The following is a 25,169-nucleotide window of genomic DNA, read 5'->3' as shown; positions in this document are numbered from 1 at the left end:
GTGAGCCCCCGTCATGAAACGCGACATCATCACCAATAAATTTGTCATCAAATTTGCCAACGTCAACGGCACCGGCTCGGCCAGTGCCAACAAACTGTTCAGCCGAGCCGTTTTCCGTATGGGTATTCCGATCAGCCCCAAGAATATTTTCCCGTCAAACATCCAGGGCTTACCCACCTGGTACGAAGTGCGTATCAATGAAAACGGATTCCTCGGACGCCGCGGCGGCATCGACATCATGGTTGGTATGAATCCGCAAAGCATGGAACGCGACATCAACGAAGTGGAGAAAGGCGGCTACTTTATTTATGACTCCACCAAACAGCTCCCACCGGCTCTCCGCCGAAACGACATCGATTTTATCGGCATCCCGCTGACCGAAAAATGCCGAGAACTCTACGATGACCCCCGCCACCGCCAGCTCTTCCGAAACATCATGTATGTCGGAGTGCTCGCCGCACTGTTCGATATGGAACTTGATGTTTTCAAACAGCTGATCAGCGACCAGTTTAAAGGGAAGCAAAAGCTGATCGCCCCCAACGTCAATGCCGTAACCACCGGTTATGAAATGGCCAAAAAAATGCATGCCTGCCCTATCGCCTACCGGATTGAGCGGCGCGACAATGTGGGCAACAAAATCCTGATTGACGGCAACGAAGCCTGTGGTCTCGGTGCCGTTTACGGCGGTGCCACCATGGCGGGCTGGTATCCCATCACGCCGTCCACATCCGTCATTGATAACTTTGCACGCTACTGCCGCAAATTCCGCATGGATCCGGAGACCGGCCGGAAAAATTATGCCATCGTTCAGGCCGAAGACGAACTGGCCGCCATCGGCATGGTAATCGGTGCCTCCTGGAACGGGTCGCGCGCTTTCACAGCCACCAGCGGCCCCGGACTTTCCCTGATGAATGAATTTCTCGGGCTGGCCTATTTTGCGGAAATTCCTTCTGTACTGATTGATGTCCAGCGTTCGGGCCCCTCCACCGGAATGCCGACACGCACCCAGCAATCAGACGTGCTGGCCGCGGCCTATGCCTCGCACGGCGACACCAAACACATCTGCCTTTATCCGTCTACGCCGAAAGAATGTTTTGAATATACCGCCAAGGCATTTGATCTGGCAGAACGTTTCCAGACGCCCGTCATTTTACTGTCCGATCTCGATCTCGGCATGAATGACAACATGTCCGATCCCTTCGAATGGGACGACACCCGGAAATATGACCGGGGCAAAGTCTACACGGAAGAAGATCTGGAAAACATGACGGAGCGCTTCGGACGCTATCTGGATGTAGACGGAGACGGCGTACCATACCGCACCTATCCCGGAACCCATCCGACAAAAGGGGCATTTTTTACGCGCGGAACATCCAAAGATGAATATGCGATCTACACGGAAAACGGCGAGAAGTACATTGAGAATATGGAGCGCCTCCAGAAAAAATGGAAAACGGCCAGTGAACATGTGCCAAAACCGATTATCCGTAAAACCAACAAACCTTGCACCGTGGGAGTCATCCACTACGGCACGTCCGAGGCCTCGACGCTGGAAGCCCTCCACCACCTCAACAGCCTGCACGGCATTTCACTCGACAGCATGGGCATTCAGGCATTTCCATTTTCCGATGAAGTCGGGCAGTTTATTGAGGAACATGAATATGTCTTTGTGGTTGAACAAAACCGCGATGCCCAGATGCGCACCCTGCTGATCAATGAGTATGATTTTGATCCGGAACGCCTGGTCCCGTTGCTGCATTTTGACGGCAGCCCCATCACAGCCCGTTTCATCCGCCACGAAATCCGCGACTGGATCTTACAGACCACCACTTCACCGCGCCGCCGAAGCCGTTTTTACTAGGAGCTGACCATGAGCTATAAAATTCCTGCATTCCGTCACCCGAACCTGCCCAAAAACGAGCTGGGCTATACCACCAAGGATTATGAAGGCGCAGTCTCCACGCTCTGCGCCGGTTGCGGTCACGATTCGATCAGCAACGCGATTATCGAGGCGTGCTTCGAAATGTCCATTCCTCCGCACCGCGTGGCCAAACTTTCCGGGATTGGCTGTTCTTCCAAAACGCCGACCTATTTTCTCGGAAATTCTCACGGCTTCAATTCGGTGCACGGCCGTATGCCATCCGTCGCAACCGGAGCCAACATGGCCAACCGCGACCTGCTCTACATCGGCGTTTCCGGCGACGGCGACACCGCCTCGATCGGTATGGGCCAATTTGTTCATGCGGTCCGCCGCAACGTCAACATGGTGTACATCTGTGAAAACAACGGTGTCTACGGACTGACCAAAGGGCAGGATTCCGCCACCACGGATATCGGATCGAAATCAAAAAAAGGTGAACCCAATGCGCTCGAACCGATTGATCTCTGCGCCATTGCCCTGCAGCTCGGCTCCACCTTTGTGGCCAACAGTTTTTCCGGTGACAAAGAACAGCTGATTCCGATCATTCAGGCCGCCATTGCCCATAAAGGGTTCGCCTTCATCAATGTCATCTCGCCGTGCGTCACGTTCAACAACGTGCCGGGCTCCACCAAAGCCTATGACTACATACGGCAGCACATGGCCTCCACCAATACGGTGGATTATGTGCCCCACGCGGAAGAAATAACGGCCGAATATAACGAAGGAACCGATGAGCGCGTCACAATGCATGACGGCTCCATGATCAACCTGCACAAAATGAATTCCAAGCATGATGTTCACAGCCGCACATCCGCACTGACCATGATGCAGGAATGCAAAGCACAGGACAAAGTGCTGACCGGCATTCTGTTCATGGACGAAGGTTCGCAGGAAATTCACGAAACCATGAATACCAACTCAACCCCGCTGCGTGATCTCGATGAGGAAAAGCTCTGCCCCGGAGCGGATGAACTCGCGAAAATCAACGAGCTTCACCGCTGAATTTCCAGCGTTTGGAAAACTAAGAGTTCCGGATCTGTGCAGAAATCCGCATGGAGCAGTACTGTTCACCGCACATCGAACAGTAATGCTGGTCGGTCTTATCGCGCTCTTCTTCCGGCAGTGACTCAAGCCGATACTGCTTCGCCCGCAGCGGATCAAACGTCAAATTGAACTGATCCACCCAGCGAAATTCACCGCGCGCCTTGCGCATCGCCTCATCCCAGTCCATGGCCCCGGGAACGCCTTTGGCGAGGTCGGCAGCGTGCGCAGCGATTTTATGAACAATCACCCCTTCTTTGACATCATCACGGTTCGGCAGACCAAGATGTTCCTTCGGCGTCACATAACAGAGCATTGATGTGCCGTACCAGCCAATCACCGCGCCACCAATGGCGGAATTAATATGATCATAACCGGCGGCAATATCCGTCACGAGCGGGCCGAGCGTATAGAACGGTGCTTCATAACAGTCTTCAAGCTGCTTATCCATATTGACTTTAATCTTATCGAGCGGCACATGGCCCGGCCCTTCTATCATCACCTGACAGCCGTATTCCCAGGCAATCTTCGTCAGCTCACCCAGCGTTTTCAGCTCAGAAAGCTGGGCCTCGTCGTTGGCATCGGCAATACAGCCCGGCCGCATGCCGTCGCCCAGTGAGAAGGTAATATCATAGGCTTTCATGATTTCGCAGATTTCGCGGAAGTGGGTATACAAAAAGTTTTCCTGATCATTATCGACCATCCACTTCGCCATAATGGAACCGCCGCGGCTGACCATTCCCAGCTTCCGCTCTTTGGCGGCAGGAATATCTTTTTTCAGCACACCGGCATGAATGGTGAAATAGTCGATTCCCTGCTCCGCCTGTTCAATGAGTGTATCCCGATAAAGTTCCCAGCAGAGGCCGTCGGCATTGTCATCGATTTTCTTCAGTGCCTGATAAAGCGGGACGGTACCGATCGGTGTCGGCGAATTGCGGACAATCCACTCACGCGTATCATGTATATCCGTACCGGTGGAAAGGTCCATCACGGTATCCGCGCCCCAGAGCGTTGCCCAGCGCATTTTTTCGACCTCTTCTTCAATGGACGACCCGAGCGCGGAATTGCCGATATTGGCATTGATCTTGGTTTTAAATTTACGGCCGATGATCATCGGCTCAGCCTCAGGATGGTTGATATTAAGCGGAATAACTGCACGACCGGCCGCGACCTCTTCGCGTACAAATTCCGCATCGACCCGCTCGCGGATCGCCACAAATTCCATTTCCGGGGTAACGATGCCGTTTTTCGCATACGTCAGCTGCGTAACGGAAGCACCGCCTTTGGCGCGCAACGGCTGGCGCTGAAGCCCTTTGAAGGCCTTTTCCGGATTGGTCAGGATTTTAACGCCGGCCGTGTGCGCTTCAACATCCCCGCGCTCGGAAATCCATTGTTCACGAATAGCGGGCAATCCCAGTTTCAGATCCGGTTCATAGGAGGCGTCGGTATAGGGACCGCTGACGTCGTAAACATTGAGATCTTCGTTATCTCCGTGCAATTTGATTTTCCGGAACGGAACCCGGATATCCGGGCGCGATCCTTCCACGTATGTTTTTTCAGACCTGGGAAAATATTTTCCGTAACCGCTCATAATACACCACCAATCTTTCATCAATGCACGGTTCGGAAAGGAAGAAGCATCGCTTCCCTTCGCAGCATAACCCGCGCAGGTTCCAAGGGTTGGAATCTCAGCCCCCGAACCGACGGAGGCACCCCTAGCGAATAAAAATCCAAGCTACGCGCTTCGTCACCGGGTTGCAACCGCAAAAGACGTATTGCAATAAGGTGTATTAGGTGAGTGTAAATTCCTGCATTATCTCAAGGCCCGCTTCATCAGTGTAAAGTAGCCAAGCACCCCGTTGGCAATACCGCGCGCACAGCTCTCCCGGTAGCTGGAAGTGTTAAGCAGTGATTCCTCGTCGGGATTGGTCAAAAAACCGCACTCCACCAACGCAGCCGGACAGGAACAATGCTTCAGCACAGAATAGCGGGCCCGACGCAAGCCGCGGTCGTCGCGTTTGGTCATTTTCATTATATTACTGTGGATGGAAAAGCCGAGTGCGGCGTTGAGCGCATCATAGGTGTTGTTTTTAAATGCAAATTTATCGCCGGCCTGCCCGTAATGATTGCTCGAATCATATCCGGCAGCGGCAGTGATGAATGTTTCCACGCCGCTCGCAGAGGTCGCGCCGGCTGCATTGGCATGGACGCTGACAAACAGGTCGGCCCCGTTTTTGTAAGCATATGCGGTGCGGGCGTCGAGCTGCGGATAAGTATCACCGGTACGTGTCATGCGAACCCGGATTCCCTTGGCCTCCAGCAACTTGCGGACACGATGGGAAATATCGAGCACAATATCCTTTTCCCGATAGCCTTTCGGGCTGATCGATCCGGTATCTTTTCCGCCGTGCCCCGGATCCAACACCACCAGCCGGGGCATACGTTTCGGCGCATAGGCGTAGGTACGCAGAATAGGATCGATGCCCTTCTTAAAATCTACTTCCCGAATGGCCCACCCGCTGCTCTGTTTCCGGCAAGGCTCATGCAGCCAGATCATAACGCCGTTGACATAGGCCCGCCGGCTGTTGGTTTCAATTTCAACCCGGTTATATTTGTTTTCCATGCGGATTTTCTTCCCGAAGATACTGATCTTCATGGAGTATAATCGCGCAATATAGCTCAATGACACCGTCCCTGATGACGCTCTGGCCTCGGTCTTGACTGCAGCGAATCCTCCCGCAAAAAGGGCCACACGGCCGAGAAAAACTGTTCTGGTAAATGAATGCATAAAACCTCAAAACCCAAGCTACTAAAAAGAATTTAGGTTTGGAAAGTGCCGAATGAATCCGTTTTACTGTTTCCATGCATACCAAGCTCATTAACGACCAGCTTCGGGCCGGAATCCGCAACGGCGGCGGCGCGATTCTGGCGATTCTGATTTTCGGAACCGTGGGCTATATGCAACTTGAAGGCTGGGGCGCTCTTGACGCCTTCTACATGACCGTCATCACCATTTCCACCGTAGGTATTACCGAAGTACATCCCCTTTCCGATGCCGGCCGGATGTTCACCTCCTTGCTCATTTTCGGCGGCGTCGGCGTCATGGCCTACAGCCTCGGCCGATTTGCCGAATTCATGTTCCAGCGCAGCGTAACCAATGTTCTCGGGAGAAGATCCATGATGAAAAAAATCGCCTCAATGAAACAGCATATAATCATCTGCGGCTACGGCAGGACCGGCACCCGGCTGGTTTCCGAAATGATGTCTGCAGGAAAACCTTTTGTGGTCATTGATGATAACGAGGATGCCGCCAAACGGATGGATCAGCTGGGTATTCCTCATATTCCCGGCGACGCCACAGAAGAAGAAACTCTGGAGCAGGCCAACCTGCAGCAGGCGGAATCCCTGGTGGCCGCGCTGGGCACCGATGCCGACAATCTCTTTCTTACCCTGACGGCCAGCGGACTGAGTAGCGAACTGCGGATAATTGCCCGTGTGCACGATCCGGACAACACGCGGAAATTTCACAAAGCCGGTGCATCCCGCGTCGTTTCGCCGATCTCCACAGGGGTCAATCAGATCACGCAGCTCCTCACCCGCCCGTATGTAGTCGATCTGGTGGAACTGGTGGCCAGCGATAAAAGCATTGCCCTCGAAGTGATCGAACATGAAATTGGAGATAACAGCACCATGCTCAACCAGTCGCTCGCCGAAGCACGTGTTCGTCAGACCCTCGGCGCGCTGGTGATTGCCGTAAAACACAACGATGGCACCACAGCATTCGACCCCGGTCCCGAAATGCGTCTCCGCCTCGGTGATACCCTGGTGGCCATCCGCCAGCCCGACGAATCGGATCAATCCATATAGGAATTGAATATGGCCCTGTTACAAACCCATTTTTATGCCCGTTCTCTCCAGCAATCGGTCGGCATGAACATTATTTTGCCCGAACGTTCCGAGGCCTGGAAAACGCCGCCCGCCGTACTCTATCTGCTGCACGGCCTTTCCGGCGATCACACCTCATGGATCCGCCGTTCCTCCATTGAACGTTATGTAATGGACCTCAACCTCGTTGTGGTCATGCCGGATGCCCACAAGAGTTTTTATACCGATATGGCCCATGGTTCGGACTACTGGACCTTTTTCTCTGAAGAACTTCCCGCCCGCATCAGCCAGTGGTTCCGGGTTTCCAATACGTGGAAGAATACGTTTGTGGCCGGCACATCCATGGGTGGATACGGCGCCGTGAAACTGGCTCTGGGACGTCCCGATCTCTTTTCGCATGCGGCATCGCTTTCCGGCGCGCTCGATCTCGCCGCACATATTAATGACGATTGGGATGAACCCCGACTGCGCACATTCGGTGCGGTCTTTGATTCCATCGAAAAAGTTCCAGAGTCTGGAAACGACCTGATCCATGCCGTCCGGAATCTGGAAACCATCCCCGACACCGAATTCTATGTGTGTTGCGGAGTCGACGACTGGCTCCACCCCGACTCGGTCCGCTTTCGCGAGGCCGCGTCGGAGAAAGGGCTTTATCTCACCTACGAGGAATCCGCAGGTGCACATAAATGGGACTACTGGGATGCAGCCATCCGGCGCGTACTGGAGTGGCTGCCCGTTGAACCGCTTTCACCGACCGGCAGCTGAACCGCAGTCGTCTATTTCTTCACAATATACCGCGCAATATCTTCGAGCCGGATAAACCCGACCGGATGCCCCCGGGCATCCGTAACCACTGCTCGGTGGCGCGGATGTTTTCGAAGCCGGTAAAAAGCCGATTTCAGATTGCGGTTTTCTTCAATATACAGCAGATCGTCGGCATAGGGTTTAAGCGGTTCGTCATCCTCCAGATTACGGTTGATGAGCGAAAACATCGTAATCATACCCACCGCCATGTGCCGATGCATTAGTATCGCCTCGGTGGTTTCGCGCCGGGCAACGAGCCTTTTAAAGTCACCGACGGTGGCGGAATCCTGAAGCGCCGGCACTTTTTTGATCGGCGACATCAGCATACGCACCGGAATACTATGCATCGTTGTTGCATTATCCATCATACGGCTCTGCTCCGAAGAAATGACCCCCTCCCGCTCACTGGTCGAAAAATATTCCTTGAGCGCATCGGGCGACAGCCGGTGCAGGTCGCGCCCGGCGTCTTTTGAGCCATGGGTCAACAGACTGAAGATTTTCTTGAGCGGCCAGGTGAACGGATAAAACCCCCAGACCAGCAGTTTCATCAGGCCGGCAAAACGATACATGAGCACATCGGCCTTTTTCCGGAACAGATTTTTCGGCCCGACTTCTGCAAACAGGAAAAGCGGAAACATCAGGGTGAGCGTTGCGGCAGTTTCAGCATTCCATGGAATAAAGCCGAGCAGCAGGTTCCCCGAGGAAACTCCGGAAGAAATATAAAGATCGGTCACGGCCGCGGAAAGCAGGTAAACGGCAAGATTATTTCCGATCAGTACGGTGAAAATGAAGATGTGCGACTGCGCCAGCATGTTCTGCAGAATCACAGCCGATGTCTTCCGTTCCCGCACCCGCCTTTCGAGCCGGATGCGATTGATCGTATAGCTTCCCGTTTCCACTCCCGAAAACAAGGCGGAAAAAGCAAAGCCGAGCAGAATGACGGTGACGGTACTGATCATGCGTCACCTCCATCATCAGCCATAACCAATTCCAGCAAAACGGTCTCGATCCGGTTTGAGCGCACCTGCTCCACCGTAAAACGCAGGTTGCCCACCTCAACCACATCGCCCGTAGCCGGAAGCCGTTTCAACAGCGAGACCACCAGACCGCTCAAGGTATCCAGCGCCAAATCGCGCATCATCTCTTCATGAAGAAAGCCGACAAACAGGCTGCGCCATTCGCGAATGCCTAGATTCCCCTGCAACCGATATGTCGTTTCGCTGAGCTGCTCAACCTGCGGAACCTCCATGGCATCGAACTCGCCCACCACCTCTTCAAGCAGATCTTCCAGCATAATCGTTCCCGCAAGTCCCCCATATTCATCCACCACGCAGACCATCCGCAGTTCTTCATCCATAAATTCACGCAACATGGCATCGGCGCGTTTGGTTTCCGGCACAAAACGCACCGGACGGGAAAACAACTTCAAGGGTTTGTCGGGATCTGAATTTGCAAATAGATCACTCACCTCCACCACACCGACAATATTATCCTCGTCCTCTTCATAAATCGGAATCAGCTCAAGCTCCTGCTCCGCCGCCTCAGCCAAAGCCTCTCCAGCCGGGGCATCAGCCCGGCGAAACAGCTGCCTCACCCTCGGCACCATAATTTCGCGCAACCGAATTTCCGGCAGATTCACAATATCCTCCACAATCGCCTTTTCCTGTTTTCCAAAGGTTGGATCGTGGTGCGTCACCTCAATCAGCATTTTCAGTTCCCGGGAATCGATGCGGTTATCATGCTCTTCGGAAGGCTCCATTTTCCGGGTAATGATTTCCAGCGCCATCCGAACCGGACCCATAAAATGAAACCAGAAACTCAACAGCGGTGAATTCAGCCTCACGATACGTTCCGGAAACGATATTCCAATCGCTTTCGGAAAGATCTCTCCGCTCAGGATAACCGTCACCAGCACCGCAAAACCGATCAGCGCCTGCCACCACTCGCCGTATGTGTTCCCGATTTCGAGCGCAAAGGACGCACTCATACAGAAAAACAGAATATTCACGACGAGGTTGCCAAATAAAATAGCCACCAGCAGTCCCGCCGGATTGTCCCGTAACAGAACCAGCAACCGATCAACATGCCGTCCGTGGGCGCGCAGTTTTTTAATCTGATCCCGACTCAGCGAAAACAAGGCCGTTTCCGTTCCCGAAAAAAAAGCAGAGCACAACAGCAGTACCGCCATCCCGCTCAACGTCAAAATATGTTCCTCTGGAAAACCCAATTAGCCCTTCCCTTTCATCCCCTCATTTAAGCGATATACCCCATAAATTCAAAGCCATCCTGCCGGCAAAAATACGATACCGCCCGTCCATTCGGGAGACACGATCATACTCTCTGAATGAAAGCCCATCATCATGCGGCATATTTTTCAGCCTCTGCAAAACTTTCCGCTTCTAAATCTGCAGGGTTCGGATATGTTCATACTCATGAAGAGCTTTTCCCTCCAGACTCGCGCACGAACAGACTTTTTGAAGATCGATCACCAAGTGGCAGAATATGTGCTAGAAACAGGACTTCAGGAAGGTATAATTACGGTTTTCATCCCGCATACGACCGCGGGGATAACCATTAACGAGAATGCTGACCCCGATGTCTCAGCAGACATGGAGCAGGTACTCGACCGTGTGGTGCCCTGGGAAGGTGGCTACCGGCATTTTGAAGGGAATACGGCAGCCCATGTAAAAGCGAGTATGATGGGTAATTCGGTACAGGTCATTGTTGCCAACGGAAAACTGCAGCTTGGAACATGGCAAAGCCTCTACTTTTGTGAGTTTGATGGACCCCGCACACGGCAAGTGTGGGTTAAAGGAATTTCGGAACAATGAAGATAAAGAACGTGATATTCACATGCACCGGCATTTTTGCGGCACTGGTGATGTTTGCCGGATGCGGATCCAAAACCGGTGAAAAAGAGTATGCCAAAGCCATGAGCGCCTGGGAAAACGGTGATCTCGTCCGCGCCCGCTCGCTGCTGGAAAAATCCATCAACCGCACCTCTGAAAACGAAAAAAAATCTGCGGCACTGAATGAACTCGGCCTGGTACTCTGGGAACTGGGCGAAGCGGATGCCGCAGCAGAGGCCTTCAGTCAGTCGGTCAACCTGACCGAAACCTTATCGGGAGCCAACCTGAACCTCGGCATTGCGCTCTATCACAGTGACCAGCTGGATGACGCAGAGGTGGCCCTGCAGAATGTGCTGGGTGCAGAACCGAAAAACGAGACCGCTCTCGCCATTCTCGGCATGATTGAACTGCGCAAACGAAACTGGGCCGGAGCCACGAAAGAACTGACCAAATCGGCAACGCTGAACCCGCAGGATCCAGCCACTCAAAATGCACTCGCATTGGCCATACTGCACCAGACGAAAGACAGCAACCGCGCAATTGCCCGCCTGAAGCAGGTAACCGCCGCCTATCCCGACTACGCCCCGGCCCTGTACAATCTGGCCTCTATCTATGAGTGGTATGCCAAAAACACCACCGCAGCCATGACTTATTACAAGCAATACCTCGCGAAAGCCGGCTCTGACGGAAGCCATACCCCCGCCGCCAACAACGCCATTGCCCGTCTCGGCGGAAAACCGGTAACGTCACCCGCAAACAGCAATACAGCCACACGGGTGAATCCTGCAGAAGCCGCCCGTTATATCGCGGAAGGCTCCCGCCTGCACAGCCAGAAGAAATACGATGAAGCCATTGCCCAGTACAAAAAAGCCGTCATGGCCGACCCCAAACAGAAAAGTGCTTATTACAACATGGGGCTGGCCTTTTATGCGAAGGGCGACTTCGGAAACGCCGCCACCGCCTGCAATAATGCCGTAAATCTGGATCCCGCCTTTTCCGATGCGCGCTACATGCTTTCGCTCGCGTATGCCAAACAGAAAAAATGGAATGATGCCGAACGTGAAGCCAAAGAACTGGTCAGCAGCGACCCAGCAAAAGGTGAACAAATGCTGAAATATATTTCCGATGCCCGAAAACGCTGATGCGTTTCCGACGGAAATTTTTACCATGCGGATAACAAGGCAATCTTGTTATTTTTCCGGGCTTCATTGAAAAGAAGTTCGTCGCCGCACAGTCTGCAAACTGTTCAGTTCGGCAGAGGCGATCCATTCATTCTGAGAATAAAAAGTCATACCACTTGCTGAAACATACGGGTATATTTTTACCACCCGCTCGCTGGAGGACTCGGAAAATACAGAATCCTTCCTCCGGCTTCCTCTGGTGAAACTTCGGAAATTCTGGACGACGAGGCTTATACCGAGAAGGAATCAAACAGGTATAAGCCGGAAACTCCGGAACTGCCTCCCGACCAACCGTTCCCCCAATACCAACCGCTGTCCTGCACAAATCCCAACTCCGCCAAGCCGGAAAATCAGCCGAAACGCTTCTTCACATGACCGGTCATCAACCGGTCAATCAGCCGCGCCGGCACAAAGCGCGCCGCAAAATCACCGGCATAAGCAGGAATCGTAACCTTGTAGCGGATTTTAGGTTTCGGAGATTCCAGCGCATGAAGGATTTTCCGGGCCACAGCTTCCGGCGGAAGACGGAACCGGTCCTCCGCCATTCCTCCGTTCCGGCGTTTATCAAAATACTGCCTGTAAGCCGCCCCGAATTTTGAGGATTCCACATCCAGCTTATCCTCACCCTCACCGGCACAGTTAGTCGAAAAACGCGTGCGGATCGGCCCTGGTTCAATCAGTGAAACCGAAATCGATTCAGGCGAAAGCTCCACACGCTGAGCATCGCTGATCGCCTCAAGCGCAAATTTTGAGGCCGAATAAATACCCATAAACGGAAGCGCAAGACGCCCCACCACCGAACTCACATTCACAATCCGGCCGAATCTCTGTTTTCGAAAAACCGGAATCCAACTGTTGGTCAGTTCCTGCAGACCGAAAACATTCACTTCAAACTGACGGCGCATGGCCTCACGAGAAAGATCCTGAATGGCACCGGGCATACCGAAACCGGCGTTGTTCACCAGCGCGCCAAGCTCCCCCCCGTTTTTCACCTGCACCCACTCTACCGCAGTCTGAATAGATTCACTGGATGAAAGGTCCAGTTTAACCGCTTCAAAGCCCGCCAGTTTAAGGGCGTCGATATCGTCCGCTTTCCGTGCTGTCGAAAAAACTTTCCAGCCTCTGGAACGCAACATCTCCGCCGTCGCCAAACCGATCCCCGAAGAACAGCCGGTAACCAGCACAGACCGGTTTCCAACAGTTGGAACGCTCATTTGTAAAGCTCCGAAAGCTTATGAAAAGTATAGCCCTGGTTCAGCAGCCCCTCATAACTGTCGCGGATTGCCGCCGCGCTCTCTTTACTCCACACGTGGGCAATTACAATGACGTAACCATTTTCTTTGGCTTTATTAACCGCACTGCCCCACATGCGCCGGATGTAGGCCCGGTCATGATTAATATCCAGAAAAACATGTCGCTCTTCCACGTGCATACCGTTTTCTTTCGCAATGCGCGGTACCTGCGAATTATAGGCGGTTTTACTGTCGAGAAAAAACATGTCGTGTGCTTTGCAGAAACGCAGCATTTCACGAATCAGCTCCGGATTTTCCGTCACCCGGGAACCCATATGATTGTTCATACCGACCGCTCCGCGTACGGAACGGAAATTCTGATCCAGAATTTTCCGAACTTCGGATGGCGGCGTGGTGTTCATAATCGCACCGACTCCCGGATTTTTTTTATCGTTATAGGCCTCCATCGGCTGATGCAGAATAATCTCTTTATTCCGGTCCCGGCCGATTGCAATACAGACCTGCTTCGTCTGCTTCTGGTGCGGCAGCACCGCGATGGTCATCGAAACCGGAATATCCAGAAACTGCTGCGTCTCATGCAGCGCCAATCCGGCATCATCAATCACCAGAAAAATCTTTTGGGCCTGCACCGCAAACCCGCCGAGCAGAAACAGAACAATCAGACTGACTTTAAAGAAATGCATTATTCACCGTTAAGGTTAAGGCGGTAATCCTGTCCGCCGCCGAATTCCAGAATACGCTGCACGTGCTTGCCCAGAATATCCGCTTCCAAATTTACCTTGGTACCGACGCTGAACGCCGACATATCCGTTTCCTGCAGCGTGTGCGGAATAATATGAACAACAAATCCACTGTCGGTCAACTCCGCCACCGTAAGCGAAATACCGTCAATAGCGATCGAACCTTTGTAAACCATCAGCATCAGCATGTCTCTGGAGCATTCGATCGTGAACTTTTTGTCGCGGCCCACTTCCTCCACCTTCGCCACCGTGCCGGTGTTGTCCACATGTCCTGTAACAATGTGACCGCCCAATGTATCGCCCAGCGCCAGCGCCTGCTCCAGATTCACCACATCGCCCGGCGTTTTTTCACCCAGATTGGTTTTATCAAACGTTTCCCCCAGTACATCAAACATCAGCTTATCGCCATCCATGTCGGCCACAGTCAGGCAGGTACCGTTCACCGCAATGCTGTCGCCCAGATTCACCGCTTTATCAAACGGACGGTTCGGCACCATCGTGATCCGTCCCGCCGTGCCCTCCATTTGAATATCCACGATATTTCCAAGCCGCTGTACAATTCCTGTAAACATAATCAATCCTCCGGTATCGCTTTAATCAGTATGTCTTTCCCCACTCGTTCCAAAGACTGGAACCTCAAATTCGTCATCTCCGCCATCAGGGCACCGTTTTTTCCAAAGTTTGGAAGCCCGTCAGAACCCAGCAGTTTCGGAGCCATAAACAAGGCCAATTCATCCACAAGCCCTGCTCCAATCAGTCCCGCCGCCAGTTTACCGCCCCCTTCACAGAAGACATGCATCACACCTTGCTTTTCTGCGAGTTCCTTTAAAATTATTCTTAAATCACCACTGCGCACCAGCGTCTGATTCGCAAATTCATCGGTCCGGACCCTGGAACCTTCCGGAATATGGGTTCCGACAATCACCCGCCACGGTTTCCGCCCCCCGGAAGGCCTTGGCAGGAGTGACGGATCATCCGCACGGACCGTGGCCGCACCGACCATAATCGCATCCGCACGCCGGCGCATGTCCTGCACCCGCTCGCGCGCTTCGGGACCGGTGATCCATTTTGAATCGCCGTTGCAATCCGCGATTTTTCCATCGAGGGTCGACGCCAGCTTAAGGGTCACAAAGGGCAGCCCGGTGGTAATCCTTTTTTCAAACGGAGCAATCAGCTCGCGCCCGGCCTCTTCGCAGACCCCCGAACGCACTTCAACACCTGCGTCTTCAAGGATGGTCAGGCCGCGGCCCGCATGCGCCGGATTCAGATCCACCACCGAAACCACCACGCGGCCGACCCCTTTTTCCAGAATAATATCTGTGCAGGGCGGCGTTTTCCCATGGGTCGAACAGGGCTCCAGTGTCACATAGAGCGTTGCATCCTTAAGATTTACCGGCATCGGCGGCAGTTTTTTCAGACAGGCGCGCTCCGCATGATCCGATCCCGCTTTCTTATGCCAGCCCTCGGCAATAATCTGATCGTCCAGTACCAGCACAGCACCCACCGGCGGATTCGGGCGGGTCAACCCTTCACCCTGCTTCGCCAGCTCAATCGCCCGCATCATATATGTTTGGTCTTTATCCACTGATTTCTCTGATTATAGGGATTAATTCACAAATCGCTTAAATTGGAGGCTCTTGGTGCCAAAGTTAATCAACCGAGTTTTACTCCCGAATAGTAAACAGGAAGCTCAACTTCCTTCTCAAAGGAAATTCCCTGTTTGCTCAACTCAACCGCCAGAGCGTGCTGATATACATTTTCAAGAAATCCACACCCAAGTTCACGATGAACTTTCATCGCCGCGCCAATAATGGCCTGAGTCTGATCATCACTCATAAATAACCCTACTAATCCGGGGACTCTGTGGATCCTTCATCATCGAAGAGCGCATCAACAAAGGCCTGTGGATCGAAAGGCACGAGGTCGTCTTCGCCTTCGCCGAGACCGGCAAACAAGATCGGCACATGAAGTTCGTTTTTCACGGAAAAGAGAAATCCGGCTTTAGAGGAGCCATCCAGTTTTGTAACAACAATTCCGGTCAGCGGAACCACCTCATTAAACTGTTTGGCCTGAATAACCGCATTCTGGCCCAATGAGGCATCGAGCACCATCCAGACCTCATCCGGAGCGCCCGCGCGGCGCTTGTTCATTGCGCGGCACATTTTCGGCAGCTCATCCATCAGCGGGGTTTTGGTATGCATCCGACCGGCGGTATCCACCATAACGACATCACAGTTTTTCTCGATGGCGGCTTCAACGGCATTAAACGCTACGCCCGCCGCATCGTGCCCCATTTCACCGCCGACAAAATCGCACCCGACTTTCTCGCTCCACAGTTTGAGCTGGGACGATCCCGCCGCGCGAAAGGTATCCGATCCGCAAAGCATGGGCTTGCGACCTTCGTTCATTGCCTTTTTTGCCAGTTTTGCTGCCGTCGTGGTTTTTCCCGAACCATTGATTCCTAGCAGCATCAGCACGTACGGTTTTTTATCGGACGGCCAATGAAAGTCCGGCGTTTCGCCGAGCTCTTTAATCAACATATCCGTCAGCCGTTCGCGACGTGAGGCCTTGCGGGTCGGAAATTCCAGTTCATCGACGATCTTCATCGTCAGGCGGGCCGGCACATCGGAACGCAGCAGAATTTCTTCAATTTCCTCAACCGCCATCTCTTCGAGATTGGTTTTCGAGGAGAATACCCGGCCGATAATTGAGCGCGTTTTTCTCAGTGCACGCAACCACCCTGCCATTATTTATCACCCCGCGGTTTATAGGTTGTGCGCGCCGGCCGGTCGATTTCCTGCCGAATCCGGTCAAGCACCCCGTTGACGAAACGGCCCGACTGAAAACTGCTGAAGTCCTTGGCAAAATGCACGGCTTCATTAATTGAAACCACCGGAGGAACGTCATCACGGTAAAGCATCTCAAAAAGAGCAACGCGCATAACCGTCCGATCGACAGCCCCCATGCGGTCGGAGTTCCAGCGTTTGGCATACTGCGACAGTTTTTCATCCAGCTCTTCTTTGTGCTGCACCACGCCTTTGATGATTTCTTCGGCATAGTTTTTCTCACGCGGAACGGGATCTTTTTCTTCCCAGAAATCTTTCAACGCGATATCGATGGGTTCCGGATTAAAATCGAGCTGAAAAAGGAACTGCACAATCCACTCGCGCGTTTCCCGACGTCCGTTTACTTTTTTCTTCTGCATGGCGGCTATCCGAGCTTTCTGTTTACACGCGCCGTTTCAACGGCCGCTTCGGCGGCATACCAGCCGCGGGTGTTTTCGCCGCCGAGACAGCGGGCCTCCGCCTGTGCCCAGTTCCGGACACCGACAATTTCATTGATTACCGGAAGCTGATAACGACAGGAAATATCGAGCACCGTCTGACCGGTCGTATCAATAATCATCTGCGCATGCTGCGTTTCACCTTCAACCACAACACCGAGTACAATCAGCGCATCATAATGTTTCGACGCCGCCATCTTTTCCGCAATCACCGGAACTTCATACGCACCCGGAACCCGAACCACATCAATGGTCTCCGGCTTTGCCCCGTTCTGCACCAGACACTGATACGCCGAACGGGCCAGCTCATCGGTCAGTTCATCATTGAAGCGAGCCACCACAATACCGAAGCGCAGTCCGGCAGCATCAAGATGGCCGAGAATCTGATTTGCACCTATTCCGCCAATCGGTTCAATTGTTTTTGAAATACCTTTTCCCATAATCTTTCCTTAAATCAGATGGCCCATTTTATCGCGTTTAGTCGCGAGGTAGAAATCGTTGAACTTGCCCGGCTTCAGAACCAGCGGAACCCGCTCCTGCACTTTTATGCCGTATTTATCCAGACCGATGATCTTAGCCGGATTATTCGTCAGCAGATTAATCCTGCTCATCCCCATATCATTCAGAATCTGCGCACCGATTCCGTAATCGCGCAGATCAGCATCAAAACCGAGATGTTCGTTGGCTTCAACGGTATCCATGCCCTGTTCCTGCAGCTCATACGCATGCAGCTTTTTAGCCAGTCCAATGCCGCGCCCTTCCTGCCGCATGTAAACAATCGCTCCGTAGCCATGCTCCTGAACAGCATGCATGGCAGCATGCAGCTGCTGCCCACAGTCGCACCGCTGGGAATGAAACACATCCCCGGTCAGGCATTCGCTGTGCACACGCACGAGCGGAACTTTTCCGGATGAAGCATCGCCGCAGACCAATGCAAGATGATCCTTATGATCAACGTACGAACTGTAGAGCCGCATGCGAAACGGTCCGGCATCGGTCGGCATATTGATCTCCCGCTCCATGTTGACCAACTTTTCGTGCACATAGCGGTATTTAGTCACCTCGGCGACAGACGTCATTTTCAACCCATGCTGATCTGCAAATTTACGAAGTTCCTGCAGGCGCATCATATCGCCGTCTTCCCGAAGAATTTCGCAGATGACACCGGCCGGTTTCATTCCTGAAATCCGGGCAAGATCAACCGTACCTTCCGTATGGCCGGCCCGTTCGAGCACGCCGCCCTTAACGGCTTTGAGCGGAAACAGGTGGCCCGGTTTAATGAAATCCTGCGCCTGACTGTCTTCGGAGATAAGGGCCTGAACCGTACGGGCCCGATCCGCAGCACTGATGCCGGTGGTCGTTCCGTTGCGCACATCAACCGAATCCATAAATGCCGTATAATATTTATCGGACGAATGGGCAGGCGTCATACGCGAAAGGCCCAATTTGCGAAGCTGTTGTTCCTCCATCGGAATACAGACCAGACCGCGGGCGTGGGTTACCATGAAATTGATGATTTCCGGTGTGACTTTTTCAGCGGCGCAGATCAGATCGCCCTCATTTTCGCGATCCTCGTCATCGGTCATCACAATGATTTCACCGTTTTGGAAGGCTTCGATCACATCCTCAATCGGATCGAATATTTTCTCATTCATAACTGCTCCTGTTGTCAAAAACCCTTAAAGACCATATACCTTCAGGGGATTTTGCATAGACACAGCTACGCATGCATCTTCTCTCATCCAGACTATACTGTCGGTGGCAGAATTTCACTGCCTCCTGTCTTCCAAACTCTGGAAAACTCGCGGACTGTCACCGCCGGTCGGGAATTTCACCCTGCCCTGAAGATCGGAGCACTATAGATGCGAACCTATCGAATGCGCAAGTGTAAAGATACATCCCTAATCTGGAATTTATCAGACCAGAAAAAGCACCAGTGTAATGAGACCTACGCTGAGGCAATAGATCCCGAAACGCCAGAATCGGCCGCGCTGCAGCAGTGAAACCAGCCATTTAAGCGAGAAATAACCAACGACAGCGGAAACCGCAAAACCGACTACCAGCTCAACCACGCTGCTTCCGGAAGAATTCCCCTCTTTACAGCAGTCAAGCAGGTAAAGCAGGCTCACCCCTGCGAGCAGCGGAGCCGACATGAGAAATGAATATTCCGCAGCCTCTTTCGGTTCAATACCCAGAAAACGTGACATCCCGATGGTTGAACCCGAACGACTGATTCCCGGCATCATGGCGCAGGCTTGAGCAATGCCGATGATCAACCCGGAAATCCAGCCCACCTTTTTATTTCCAGCCTTTGGAAAATGCGAGGCAATCAGAAAAAGACCGGTGGCGATCAGTGCACAGGACACGTAAACCGGATGCGCAAACGCGGCTTCCAGCTGATCTTTCAGCGAAAACCCGACGATAATGGCCGGAATACAGCCCAACAGAATCAGCAATACAAAACGAATCGACTCCCGCCGTCCTTTTAATACACCCGTAATTACCTCAGCCAGATGCTTCCGGTAAAAAGCAAGAATTGAAATCAGCGTGCCCGCATGCAGAACAATTTCCAGCGAAGCCCCGCCCGACGCGTCCAGCCCCAGGAAATATTTCGACAGCACCAGATGCCCCGAACTGCTGACCGGCAGAAACTCCGTAACGCCTTGAATCACCGCCAGCAATATAACTTTCAGAAAATTTTCCATACATTCTACCGCAAAAAAGAATACGAACCATACGTACCGCATACCCTTGAATCAACAGGAAAGGGCGGCGGACTTGGTTCAAAATACCCACATATTCTTCATCCATCGGTTGTCTTCATTTCTCCGATCCGATATACCAGTGCGTTTCAATTCAGGAGATTGTGATGAGTAAACTCTTATATACCTTATTTGCGCTGTGCACCGCCGCCTCGGCTGCTCATTTTCAAAACGACTGGGAAAACGAGCGTGTCATTGAAAAAGGTAAGATGCGCCCGCGAACCACCTCCTACTCATTCCGAACCCTTGAAGATGCTCTCCACGGGAACCGCTCTGCCTCACGCATGCTGCTGCTCAACGGCGACTGGAAGTTCCACTTCTCCCCGGATTCGAAAAACCGCCCGGACGACTTCTTCAAGAAAGACTTCGATGCCTCCGGCTGGGATATCCTGCACGTTCCATCGAGCTGGGAAGTCAAAGGCTATGGCCAGCCGATCTACACCAATTCAAAATATCCTTTCACCGCCAATGAACCGTTCATCGACCGCACCAACCCGGTCGGCTCTTATATTCGCGATTTTGACCTTTCCGAAGATTGGAAAAATGAGCGGATCATTCTTCATTTCGGCGGCGTTTCCTCCGCATTTTATGTCTGGGTCAACGGCAAACTGGCCGGCTACAGTCAGGGCAGCCGGCTTCCTGCGGAATTCGACATAACCGACCTCGTAAAAAAAGGGGCCAACCGGCTTGCCGTTCAGGTCTTCCGATGGTCCGACGGCTCCTATCTCGAAGACCAGGATATGTGGCGGCTCTCCGGCATCCACCGCGAAGTCATGCTCCTCGCCCAGCCCCGCACCGCACTGAACGATTTCGCCGTCCGCGCCGATGCTAACGGCCGTCTGCGCATCCGTCCGCGGATTCTGACCGACAATAAAAATGTCAAAAACTGGACCCTCACCGCACAGTTGTACACCGCGTATGACAAAGCGGTTCTTGCCGAACCGCTCTCGATCGGTGTCGATAAAATCGTCAACGAATGGTATCCACAGCGTGATACGGTGGCCTTCGGTCTGCTGGAAACCACCGTTTCCAATCCCCGGAAATGGTCCGCAGAAACCCCCTATCTCTACACCCTTGTATTTGCCCTGAAAGACAGCGAGGGAAAACTGGTCGAAGCACGCAGTACCAAGGTGGGATTCCGCACGGTCGAAATTACCGATAACGGTGTACTGCTCGTGAACGGTGCCGCCGTTAAGATGAAGGGCGTCAACCGCCACGACCACGACCATATTGAGGGCAAAGCACTAACCCGCGAAGATCTGGAAACCGACGTCCGGCTGATGAAGCAGTTCAACATCAATGCCGTCCGCACCTCACACTACCCGAACGACCCGTATTTTTATGATCTCTGCGACCGCTACGGCATTTATGTGATGGATGAAGCCAATATTGAAACACACGATGAACGCGGAAAACTGACTAATATTGCATCATGGCAACACGCCTTTACCGACCGGGCCATCCGCATGGTCGAGCGCGATAAAAACCACCCCTCCATCATCAGCTGGTCGCTCGGAAATGAATCCGGAACCGGCCCCATTCATGCCGGCATGGCGGGATGGATCCGCGATTATGACCCCACCCGTTTCATCCATTATGAAGGTGCACAGGGCCAGCCGCAACAACCCGGCTGGCGCCCCAAAGGCGCGGACCAGATGCAAAAATGGGGCTATATGGCCAATCCTGATGATCCGGACTATGTCGACTGTATCAGCCGCATGTATGCCTCCGTGGATCAGCTGAAAGGGCTGGCCGATGCGAAGCGCCTCAACCGGCCTATTGTAGAATGCGAATATGCGCACGCCATGGGCAACTCCCTCGGCAACATGACCGATTACTGGGATCTCATCCGCTCCCGCCCCAACCTGATGGGCGGCTATATCTGGGACTGGATTGATCAGGGTCTGCTCACCACCAACGAAAACGGCACAGCCTATTATGCCTATGGCGGTGACTTTGGCGACCAGCCCAACAGCGGAAACTTCTGCCTAAACGGGATTATTGACTCCGATCGCACCCCCAATCCGAAAACCTGGGAGTGTAAAACCGTTTTTCAGCCCGTCACCTTCGAAGCCGTAGACCTTGAAAACGGGACAATCAAGCTGAACAGTCGCTTTAACTTTACAAGTACAAAACATTATTCGATCCAATGGAATGTGTCTGAGGACGGCGTGATCCTCGAAAAAGGGGCTCTCACCGCCGTCGATATTCCCGCCGGAGAAAGTGCAGAACTAAGGATTCCCTTCACCCCGCCAACTCCGAAACCCGGCAAAGAATACTGGTTGCGCATCAGCCTCCACGAAGGACGCGACCGCAACTGGTGCCAAAGCGGATTCGAGGTCGCAAAAGGCCAGTTCCGTTTGCCCTTCCAGAATCTGGAAAAAATGGACGCGAACCACAAAAAACTGAGAACCGAAAAAACCGACAACGTCTACGAGATCAGGGGCAAAGAGTACACGGCCCGGATAGACCGGAATACCGGCGAACTGGTCCAGCTCACCGTCGACGACAACGAATGGATCCAGAGCCCGTTGCGGCCCTCCTTCTGGCGGCCGCAAACCGATAACGATCTCCGCGGCGGCAGAACCCACGAAAAGAAAAAATACTGGAAAGAACTGGCTGCCAAACTGGAAACCCGATCTGTTGATTTCCAGAAACTGAATAAATATTCAGCTGCGATCACCGTCAGTAAAAAGGCGGATCAAACCGACCTGACCATCACATACACATTTAATGGAAACGGCGAAATCAACGTGGCCATGGACCTGAAGTCTGATCCGGCATTGCCCTCCATTCCTCGCATTGGCTTCACCATGGGCATCTCCGGACGGTTTACCAACACCGAATGGTTTGGCCGCGGACCCTGGGAAAACTATTGCGACCGCAATACCGGAGCGGAAGTCGGACGCTACAGCAAACCAACAGCGGATATGTTTTTTGAATATGCCATGCCGCAGGAAAACGGCAACCGCACAGATACGCGCTGGATTGAACTCTCCGGGAAAGACTCCTCGCTGCGCATTGAGAGCGACATAAATCTTATGGGCTTTTCGATCTGGCCATGGTCCATTGAGAACCTCGATCAGGCCCGCCACACCTACGATCTGGTTGAGCAGGGTTTTTACACCCTGAACATCGATCACAAACAGATGGGAGTCGGCGGCACCGATTCCTGGTCGTCTAATGCCGAGCCGTTACCGCATTATCAAATTCCGGCAGGCCGCTATACCTGGTCGTTCACTCTCCGTGTGCAATAACCCCGATTATGCCGGGACCGTGGTTTTAAGCACCACGATTTTTTCCCGAGCCTTCAGGATATAGGGCCCCATGGCGGCGGGAACCAATACAGATTCGCCCTTGGAAACGGGTTCAACCTGCCCGTCTCCATAGTGAATATCAAACCCGCCATCGGCCGAGAACAGCGCATGGAAACTTAATCCATCAGCGATCTGTTCCATTTCCTCCGCAACTGAAAGTTCATCCAACTGAAAAAAATCGGATGCACAGATTTTCCGAACTCCGGCAGCAGTCACCTTCGGCTCGCACACGGGACTTGCGGCATCGTCAAAATCAATAACCTGCAGCGCTTTTTCAATATGCAGCTCGCGCGGGTTCCCATCGTTTCCAACCCGCCCCCAGTCATACACGCGATAGGTTGTATTTGAATTCTGCTGAATTTCGAGAATCAGACATCCGGCATCAATCGCATGCACACGCCCGCCCGGAACAAATGCCGCACCGCCTTTTTCCGCCGGCACCACCCGAAGAATTTCATCGAACGATTCCTTTTCAATGGCCTGGACAAAATCTTCACGTGTGGTCCCCGGCTTCAGTCCGCAGAAGATCTGCGACGGTTTCTCATTCAGGAAATACCACATTTCAGTTTTGGGTTCGCCCTGCACCGCTTCGGCATTTCCGTTGTTGGGATGCACCTGCACGCTCAACGGTTTGGCCGCATCGATCAGTTTGATCAGCAGGGGGAAATCGTCGCCCTCGACCCCGTCCCCCAGAATATCTTTTCCGGAAACGGCAAGCACCTCGGACAGCGTCTTTCCCGCCAGCTCCCCGTTCACCACGACACTCTCTCCGTCGCGATGCGTCGAAATCTCCCACGATTCGGCATAAATCCCGTCGGGTTCGTCACGATCAAACAAAGCCGGAAGCCGACGGTTGCCCCACGGGTAATCTTTGTATACCGGCTTAAACTTCAAGGGATAATAATTCATATTCACCTCTGCCTTTACTATTCGGGATTATTCTCCGGAATACACAAAATTCCATTGCGCACGAAGTGTATCCATAAGCTCTAGAATCTGTCGCGTTTTTGAAAGCGGATGAACCGTACTTTCCGTTTTTCCAGCGGCTATACAGTTCATGGCTTCCTCAATTTCAAATTTAAAACCCTCTTCGTCGGGGAATGGAAACCTCAACGTTTCCGAATCTTCGCCGAAACGGCAGATTTCAAATTCAACCGGATGAAAAAAGTTCGGCACACGAATAAACCCCGATTCCCCGGCAATCACCGCCTCAACCGGTGCACTGGATGTAAACGAAGAACTCAGTTGCGCAAAACGTCCGCCGGGATACGTCAGCTGATAAAACGACCGGTTATCTACACCCGTTGTGCCCATACAGGCATCGCTTTTGACGGTTTCCGGCCGGTCACCCCCCATAACAATATCGGCAAAAGTAATGGGATAAATCCCCAGATCAAGCAGTGATCCGCCAGCCAGATCGCGGCTCCACAGACGCCCGTCTTTCGGAAACTCCCGGCCGCCGATATGAAAGTCCGCCCGGACAGAACGGACGGCCCCGATCACCCCTTCCTTCAGCAGACGCTCCAGTTCGCAAATTCCCGGAATAAACCGCGTCCACATCGCCTCCATCAGAAAAAGCTCCTTCGCGGCAGCCAGCTGAGTCAGTTCAGCGGCCTGCCGTGCATTGAGCGTCATCGGTTTTTCGCAGAGCACATGTTTTCCGTATTCTAGGCAAAGCTTCACATTCTCAAAATGGAAATTATGCGTAGTCGCCACATAAACGGCATCCACTTTAGGATCGGCCGCCAGGGTTGCATAATCTGTATAAGCCGCCTCGCCGCCGTGTTTTTGAATAAACACTTCCGCGTTGCCCGGTGTACGCGAGGCCCCGGCATAGAGCCGGCCGGCCGGAAGTACGGACAATCCGTCGGCAAACTTGTTCGCAATCCCACCGCATCCGATGATGCCCCAACGTATTTTTTCCATAACGATTCCCGCTTGAGTTAGCCTATATGTACCCTGATCTTGCAAAAGATCAAATTCGTCTTCGCAAAAAAACCACCGAATGAACGACGTTCATCCTATGTATTCTGATGATTTAAAACAGCCTACATTTCAGCCAAGGGAATATTGAAAAAAAAGAAATACGTGAAGCACCCCGATTTTAATGTCTATTTCAGTGTCCGTTAATTT

23 protein-coding genes and 1 riboswitch are annotated in these 25,169 nt (G+C 52.8%); of the genes, 7 read left to right on the top strand and 16 right to left on the bottom strand.

Annotated features, from left to right (window positions below; translation table 11 throughout):
* Nucleotides 1-13 precede the first annotated feature (13 nt).
* Nucleotides 14-1,861: a 2-oxoacid:acceptor oxidoreductase subunit alpha gene (locus P9H32_RS00600; protein WP_322606916.1), complete on the top strand. Its 1,848-nt coding sequence runs from the start codon at nt 14-16 to the stop codon at nt 1,859-1,861.
* Nucleotides 1,862-1,870: 9 nt separating this feature from the next.
* Nucleotides 1,871-2,923: a 2-oxoacid:ferredoxin oxidoreductase subunit beta gene (locus tag P9H32_RS00595; protein ID WP_322606915.1), complete on the top strand. Its 1,053-nt coding sequence runs from the start codon at nt 1,871-1,873 to the stop codon at nt 2,921-2,923.
* Between the two features lie 19 nt (nt 2,924-2,942).
* Here P9H32_RS00595 and thiC read toward each other — a convergent pair whose 3' ends face one another.
* Both thiC and P9H32_RS00585 read right to left on the bottom strand, forming a co-directional pair.
* Complete coding sequence (gene thiC / locus P9H32_RS00590; RefSeq protein ID WP_348534440.1) at nt 2,943-4,574, bottom strand: phosphomethylpyrimidine synthase ThiC; 1,632 nt, start codon at nt 4,572-4,574, stop codon at nt 2,943-2,945.
* A 201-nt stretch (nt 4,575-4,775) separates the two neighbouring features.
* Nucleotides 4,776-5,585, bottom strand: a complete 810-nt coding sequence (locus P9H32_RS00585; protein ID WP_322606913.1) for an N-acetylmuramoyl-L-alanine amidase family protein — start codon at nt 5,583-5,585, stop codon at nt 4,776-4,778.
* A gap of 239 nt (nt 5,586-5,824) precedes the next feature.
* Between P9H32_RS00585 and P9H32_RS00580 the strand changes: the two genes are divergently transcribed.
* Nucleotides 5,825-6,829 (top strand): potassium channel family protein, encoded by a 1,005-nt coding sequence (locus P9H32_RS00580; protein WP_322606912.1) that lies wholly within the window; start codon nt 5,825-5,827, stop codon nt 6,827-6,829.
* A 9-nt stretch (nt 6,830-6,838) separates the two neighbouring features.
* Nucleotides 6,839-7,612, top strand: coding sequence for an alpha/beta hydrolase (locus P9H32_RS00575; RefSeq protein WP_322606911.1), 774 nt, complete (start codon nt 6,839-6,841; stop codon nt 7,610-7,612).
* An 11-nt stretch (nt 7,613-7,623) separates the two neighbouring features.
* Here the strand turns inward: P9H32_RS00575 and P9H32_RS00570 are convergent, their stop codons facing one another.
* Together P9H32_RS00570 and P9H32_RS00565 are read right to left on the bottom strand one after the other, a co-directional pair.
* Nucleotides 7,624-8,610 (bottom strand): CNNM domain-containing protein, encoded by a 987-nt coding sequence (locus P9H32_RS00570; RefSeq protein WP_322606910.1) that lies wholly within the window; start codon nt 8,608-8,610, stop codon nt 7,624-7,626.
* On the bottom strand, nt 8,607-9,854 hold the full coding sequence (locus P9H32_RS00565) for a hemolysin family protein (protein WP_322606909.1): 1,248 nt from the start codon (nt 9,852-9,854) through the stop codon (nt 8,607-8,609). The genes P9H32_RS00570 and P9H32_RS00565 overlap by 4 nt, the downstream gene beginning before the upstream one ends.
* A 229-nt stretch (nt 9,855-10,083) precedes the next feature.
* Here P9H32_RS00565 and P9H32_RS00560 point away from each other — a divergent pair, with 229 nt between their 5' ends.
* Entirely contained in the window at nt 10,084-10,482 is a 399-nt protein-coding gene (locus P9H32_RS00560; protein ID WP_348534452.1) for a secondary thiamine-phosphate synthase enzyme YjbQ, read from the top strand.
* Entirely contained in the window at nt 10,479-11,642 is a 1,164-nt protein-coding gene (locus P9H32_RS00555) for a tetratricopeptide repeat protein (RefSeq protein WP_322606907.1), read from the top strand. The genes P9H32_RS00560 and P9H32_RS00555 overlap by 4 nt, the downstream gene beginning before the upstream one ends.
* Before the next feature lie 389 nt (nt 11,643-12,031).
* On the opposite strand, the gene P9H32_RS00550 is transcribed toward P9H32_RS00555, so the two are convergent.
* The 10 genes from P9H32_RS00550 to P9H32_RS00505 form a co-directional block, all read right to left on the bottom strand.
* Nucleotides 12,032-12,895: an SDR family NAD(P)-dependent oxidoreductase gene (locus P9H32_RS00550; protein WP_322606906.1), complete on the bottom strand. Its 864-nt coding sequence runs from the start codon at nt 12,893-12,895 to the stop codon at nt 12,032-12,034.
* Nucleotides 12,892-13,617 (bottom strand): divergent polysaccharide deacetylase family protein, encoded by a 726-nt coding sequence (locus tag P9H32_RS00545; protein WP_322606905.1) that lies wholly within the window; start codon nt 13,615-13,617, stop codon nt 12,892-12,894. Before P9H32_RS00545 ends, P9H32_RS00550 begins: the two co-directional genes overlap by 4 nt.
* Nucleotides 13,617-14,246: a riboflavin synthase gene (locus tag P9H32_RS00540; RefSeq protein ID WP_322606904.1), complete on the bottom strand. Its 630-nt coding sequence runs from the start codon at nt 14,244-14,246 to the stop codon at nt 13,617-13,619. The genes P9H32_RS00545 and P9H32_RS00540 overlap by 1 nt, the downstream gene beginning before the upstream one ends.
* Nucleotides 14,247-14,248: 2 nt before the next feature.
* Complete coding sequence (gene ribD / locus P9H32_RS00535) at nt 14,249-15,259, bottom strand: bifunctional diaminohydroxyphosphoribosylaminopyrimidine deaminase/5-amino-6-(5-phosphoribosylamino)uracil reductase RibD (RefSeq protein ID WP_322606903.1); 1,011 nt, start codon at nt 15,257-15,259, stop codon at nt 14,249-14,251.
* 68 nt (nt 15,260-15,327) lie between these two features.
* Complete coding sequence (locus P9H32_RS00530) at nt 15,328-15,510, bottom strand: GxxExxY protein (protein WP_322606902.1); 183 nt, start codon at nt 15,508-15,510, stop codon at nt 15,328-15,330.
* Nucleotides 15,511-15,521: 11 nt separating this feature from the next.
* Nucleotides 15,522-16,421 (bottom strand): signal recognition particle-docking protein FtsY, encoded by a 900-nt coding sequence (gene ftsY / locus P9H32_RS00525; RefSeq protein WP_322606901.1) that lies wholly within the window; start codon nt 16,419-16,421, stop codon nt 15,522-15,524.
* Nucleotides 16,421-16,879, bottom strand: a complete 459-nt coding sequence (nusB, locus tag P9H32_RS00520; protein ID WP_322606900.1) for a transcription antitermination factor NusB — start codon at nt 16,877-16,879, stop codon at nt 16,421-16,423. Before nusB ends, ftsY begins: the two co-directional genes overlap by 1 nt.
* A 5-nt stretch (nt 16,880-16,884) precedes the next feature.
* Nucleotides 16,885-17,397 carry a 6,7-dimethyl-8-ribityllumazine synthase gene (ribH, locus tag P9H32_RS00515; RefSeq protein WP_322606899.1) on the bottom strand — a complete coding sequence of 171 codons (513 nt, stop codon included), beginning with the start codon at nt 17,395-17,397 and terminating at the stop codon, nt 16,885-16,887.
* 9 nt (nt 17,398-17,406) lie between these two features.
* Nucleotides 17,407-18,600, bottom strand: a complete 1,194-nt coding sequence (locus tag P9H32_RS00510; protein WP_348534451.1) for a bifunctional 3,4-dihydroxy-2-butanone-4-phosphate synthase/GTP cyclohydrolase II — start codon at nt 18,598-18,600, stop codon at nt 17,407-17,409.
* An 83-nt stretch (nt 18,601-18,683) separates the two neighbouring features.
* Nucleotides 18,684-18,810: riboswitch (FMN riboswitch) on the bottom strand.
* Between the two features lie 63 nt (nt 18,811-18,873).
* Nucleotides 18,874-19,662: an undecaprenyl-diphosphate phosphatase gene (locus P9H32_RS00505; RefSeq protein WP_322606897.1), complete on the bottom strand. Its 789-nt coding sequence runs from the start codon at nt 19,660-19,662 to the stop codon at nt 18,874-18,876.
* 164 nt (nt 19,663-19,826) lie between these two features.
* Here P9H32_RS00505 and lacZ point away from each other — a divergent pair, with 164 nt between their 5' ends.
* Nucleotides 19,827-22,976, top strand: a complete 3,150-nt coding sequence (gene lacZ, locus P9H32_RS00500; RefSeq protein ID WP_322606896.1) for a beta-galactosidase, LacZ type — start codon at nt 19,827-19,829, stop codon at nt 22,974-22,976.
* A gap of 6 nt (nt 22,977-22,982) precedes the next feature.
* Here the strand turns inward: lacZ and P9H32_RS00495 are convergent, their stop codons facing one another.
* Both P9H32_RS00495 and P9H32_RS00490 read right to left on the bottom strand, forming a co-directional pair.
* The gene (locus P9H32_RS00495) at nt 22,983-23,945 is read right to left on the bottom strand and encodes a type I phosphomannose isomerase catalytic subunit (RefSeq protein ID WP_322606895.1); all 963 of its coding nucleotides are present in this window, start codon (nt 23,943-23,945) and stop codon (nt 22,983-22,985) included.
* 27 nt (nt 23,946-23,972) lie between these two features.
* The gene (locus tag P9H32_RS00490; RefSeq protein ID WP_322606894.1) at nt 23,973-24,962 is read right to left on the bottom strand and encodes a Gfo/Idh/MocA family protein; all 990 of its coding nucleotides are present in this window, start codon (nt 24,960-24,962) and stop codon (nt 23,973-23,975) included.
* Nucleotides 24,963-25,169: the final 207 nt, after the last annotated feature.

It is taken from the genome of Pontiella agarivorans, from assembly GCF_034531395.1.
Classification (GTDB): domain Bacteria; phylum Verrucomicrobiota; class Kiritimatiellia; order Kiritimatiellales; family Pontiellaceae; genus Pontiella; species Pontiella agarivorans.
This window is presented reverse-complemented; position numbering and strand designations above follow the sequence as displayed.

Bases quoted from the DNA above. Each gene is read 5' to 3' on its own strand.
- P9H32_RS00600 (WP_322606916.1), top strand. From the start codon at position 14: ATGAAACGCGACATCATCACCAATAAATTTGTCATCAAATTTGCCAAC.
- P9H32_RS00595 (WP_322606915.1), top strand. From the start codon at position 1,871: ATGAGCTATAAAATTCCTGCATTCCGTCACCCGAACCTGCCCAAAAAC.
- thiC (WP_348534440.1), bottom strand. From the start codon at position 4,574: ATGAAAGATTGGTGGTGTATTATGAGCGGTTACGGAAAATATTTTCCC.
- P9H32_RS00585 (WP_322606913.1), bottom strand. From the start codon at position 5,585: ATGGAAAACAAATATAACCGGGTTGAAATTGAAACCAACAGCCGGCGG.
- P9H32_RS00580 (WP_322606912.1), top strand. From the start codon at position 5,825: ATGCATACCAAGCTCATTAACGACCAGCTTCGGGCCGGAATCCGCAAC.
- P9H32_RS00575 (WP_322606911.1), top strand. From the start codon at position 6,839: ATGGCCCTGTTACAAACCCATTTTTATGCCCGTTCTCTCCAGCAATCG.
- P9H32_RS00570 (WP_322606910.1), bottom strand. From the start codon at position 8,610: ATGATCAGTACCGTCACCGTCATTCTGCTCGGCTTTGCTTTTTCCGCC.
- P9H32_RS00560 (WP_348534452.1), top strand. From the start codon at position 10,084: ATGAAGAGCTTTTCCCTCCAGACTCGCGCACGAACAGACTTTTTGAAG.
- P9H32_RS00555 (WP_322606907.1), top strand. From the start codon at position 10,479: ATGAAGATAAAGAACGTGATATTCACATGCACCGGCATTTTTGCGGCA.
- P9H32_RS00550 (WP_322606906.1), bottom strand. From the start codon at position 12,895: ATGAGCGTTCCAACTGTTGGAAACCGGTCTGTGCTGGTTACCGGCTGT.
- P9H32_RS00545 (WP_322606905.1), bottom strand. From the start codon at position 13,617: ATGCATTTCTTTAAAGTCAGTCTGATTGTTCTGTTTCTGCTCGGCGGG.
- P9H32_RS00540 (WP_322606904.1), bottom strand. From the start codon at position 14,246: ATGTTTACAGGAATTGTACAGCGGCTTGGAAATATCGTGGATATTCAA.
- P9H32_RS00530 (WP_322606902.1), bottom strand. From the start codon at position 15,510: ATGAGTGATGATCAGACTCAGGCCATTATTGGCGCGGCGATGAAAGTT.
- ftsY (WP_322606901.1), bottom strand. From the start codon at position 16,421: ATGGCAGGGTGGTTGCGTGCACTGAGAAAAACGCGCTCAATTATCGGC.
- nusB (WP_322606900.1), bottom strand. From the start codon at position 16,879: ATGCAGAAGAAAAAAGTAAACGGACGTCGGGAAACGCGCGAGTGGATT.
- ribH (WP_322606899.1), bottom strand. From the start codon at position 17,397: ATGGGAAAAGGTATTTCAAAAACAATTGAACCGATTGGCGGAATAGGT.
- P9H32_RS00505 (WP_322606897.1), bottom strand. From the start codon at position 19,662: ATGGAAAATTTTCTGAAAGTTATATTGCTGGCGGTGATTCAAGGCGTT.
- lacZ (WP_322606896.1), top strand. From the start codon at position 19,827: ATGAGTAAACTCTTATATACCTTATTTGCGCTGTGCACCGCCGCCTCG.
- P9H32_RS00495 (WP_322606895.1), bottom strand. From the start codon at position 23,945: ATGAATTATTATCCCTTGAAGTTTAAGCCGGTATACAAAGATTACCCG.
- P9H32_RS00490 (WP_322606894.1), bottom strand. From the start codon at position 24,962: ATGGAAAAAATACGTTGGGGCATCATCGGATGCGGTGGGATTGCGAAC.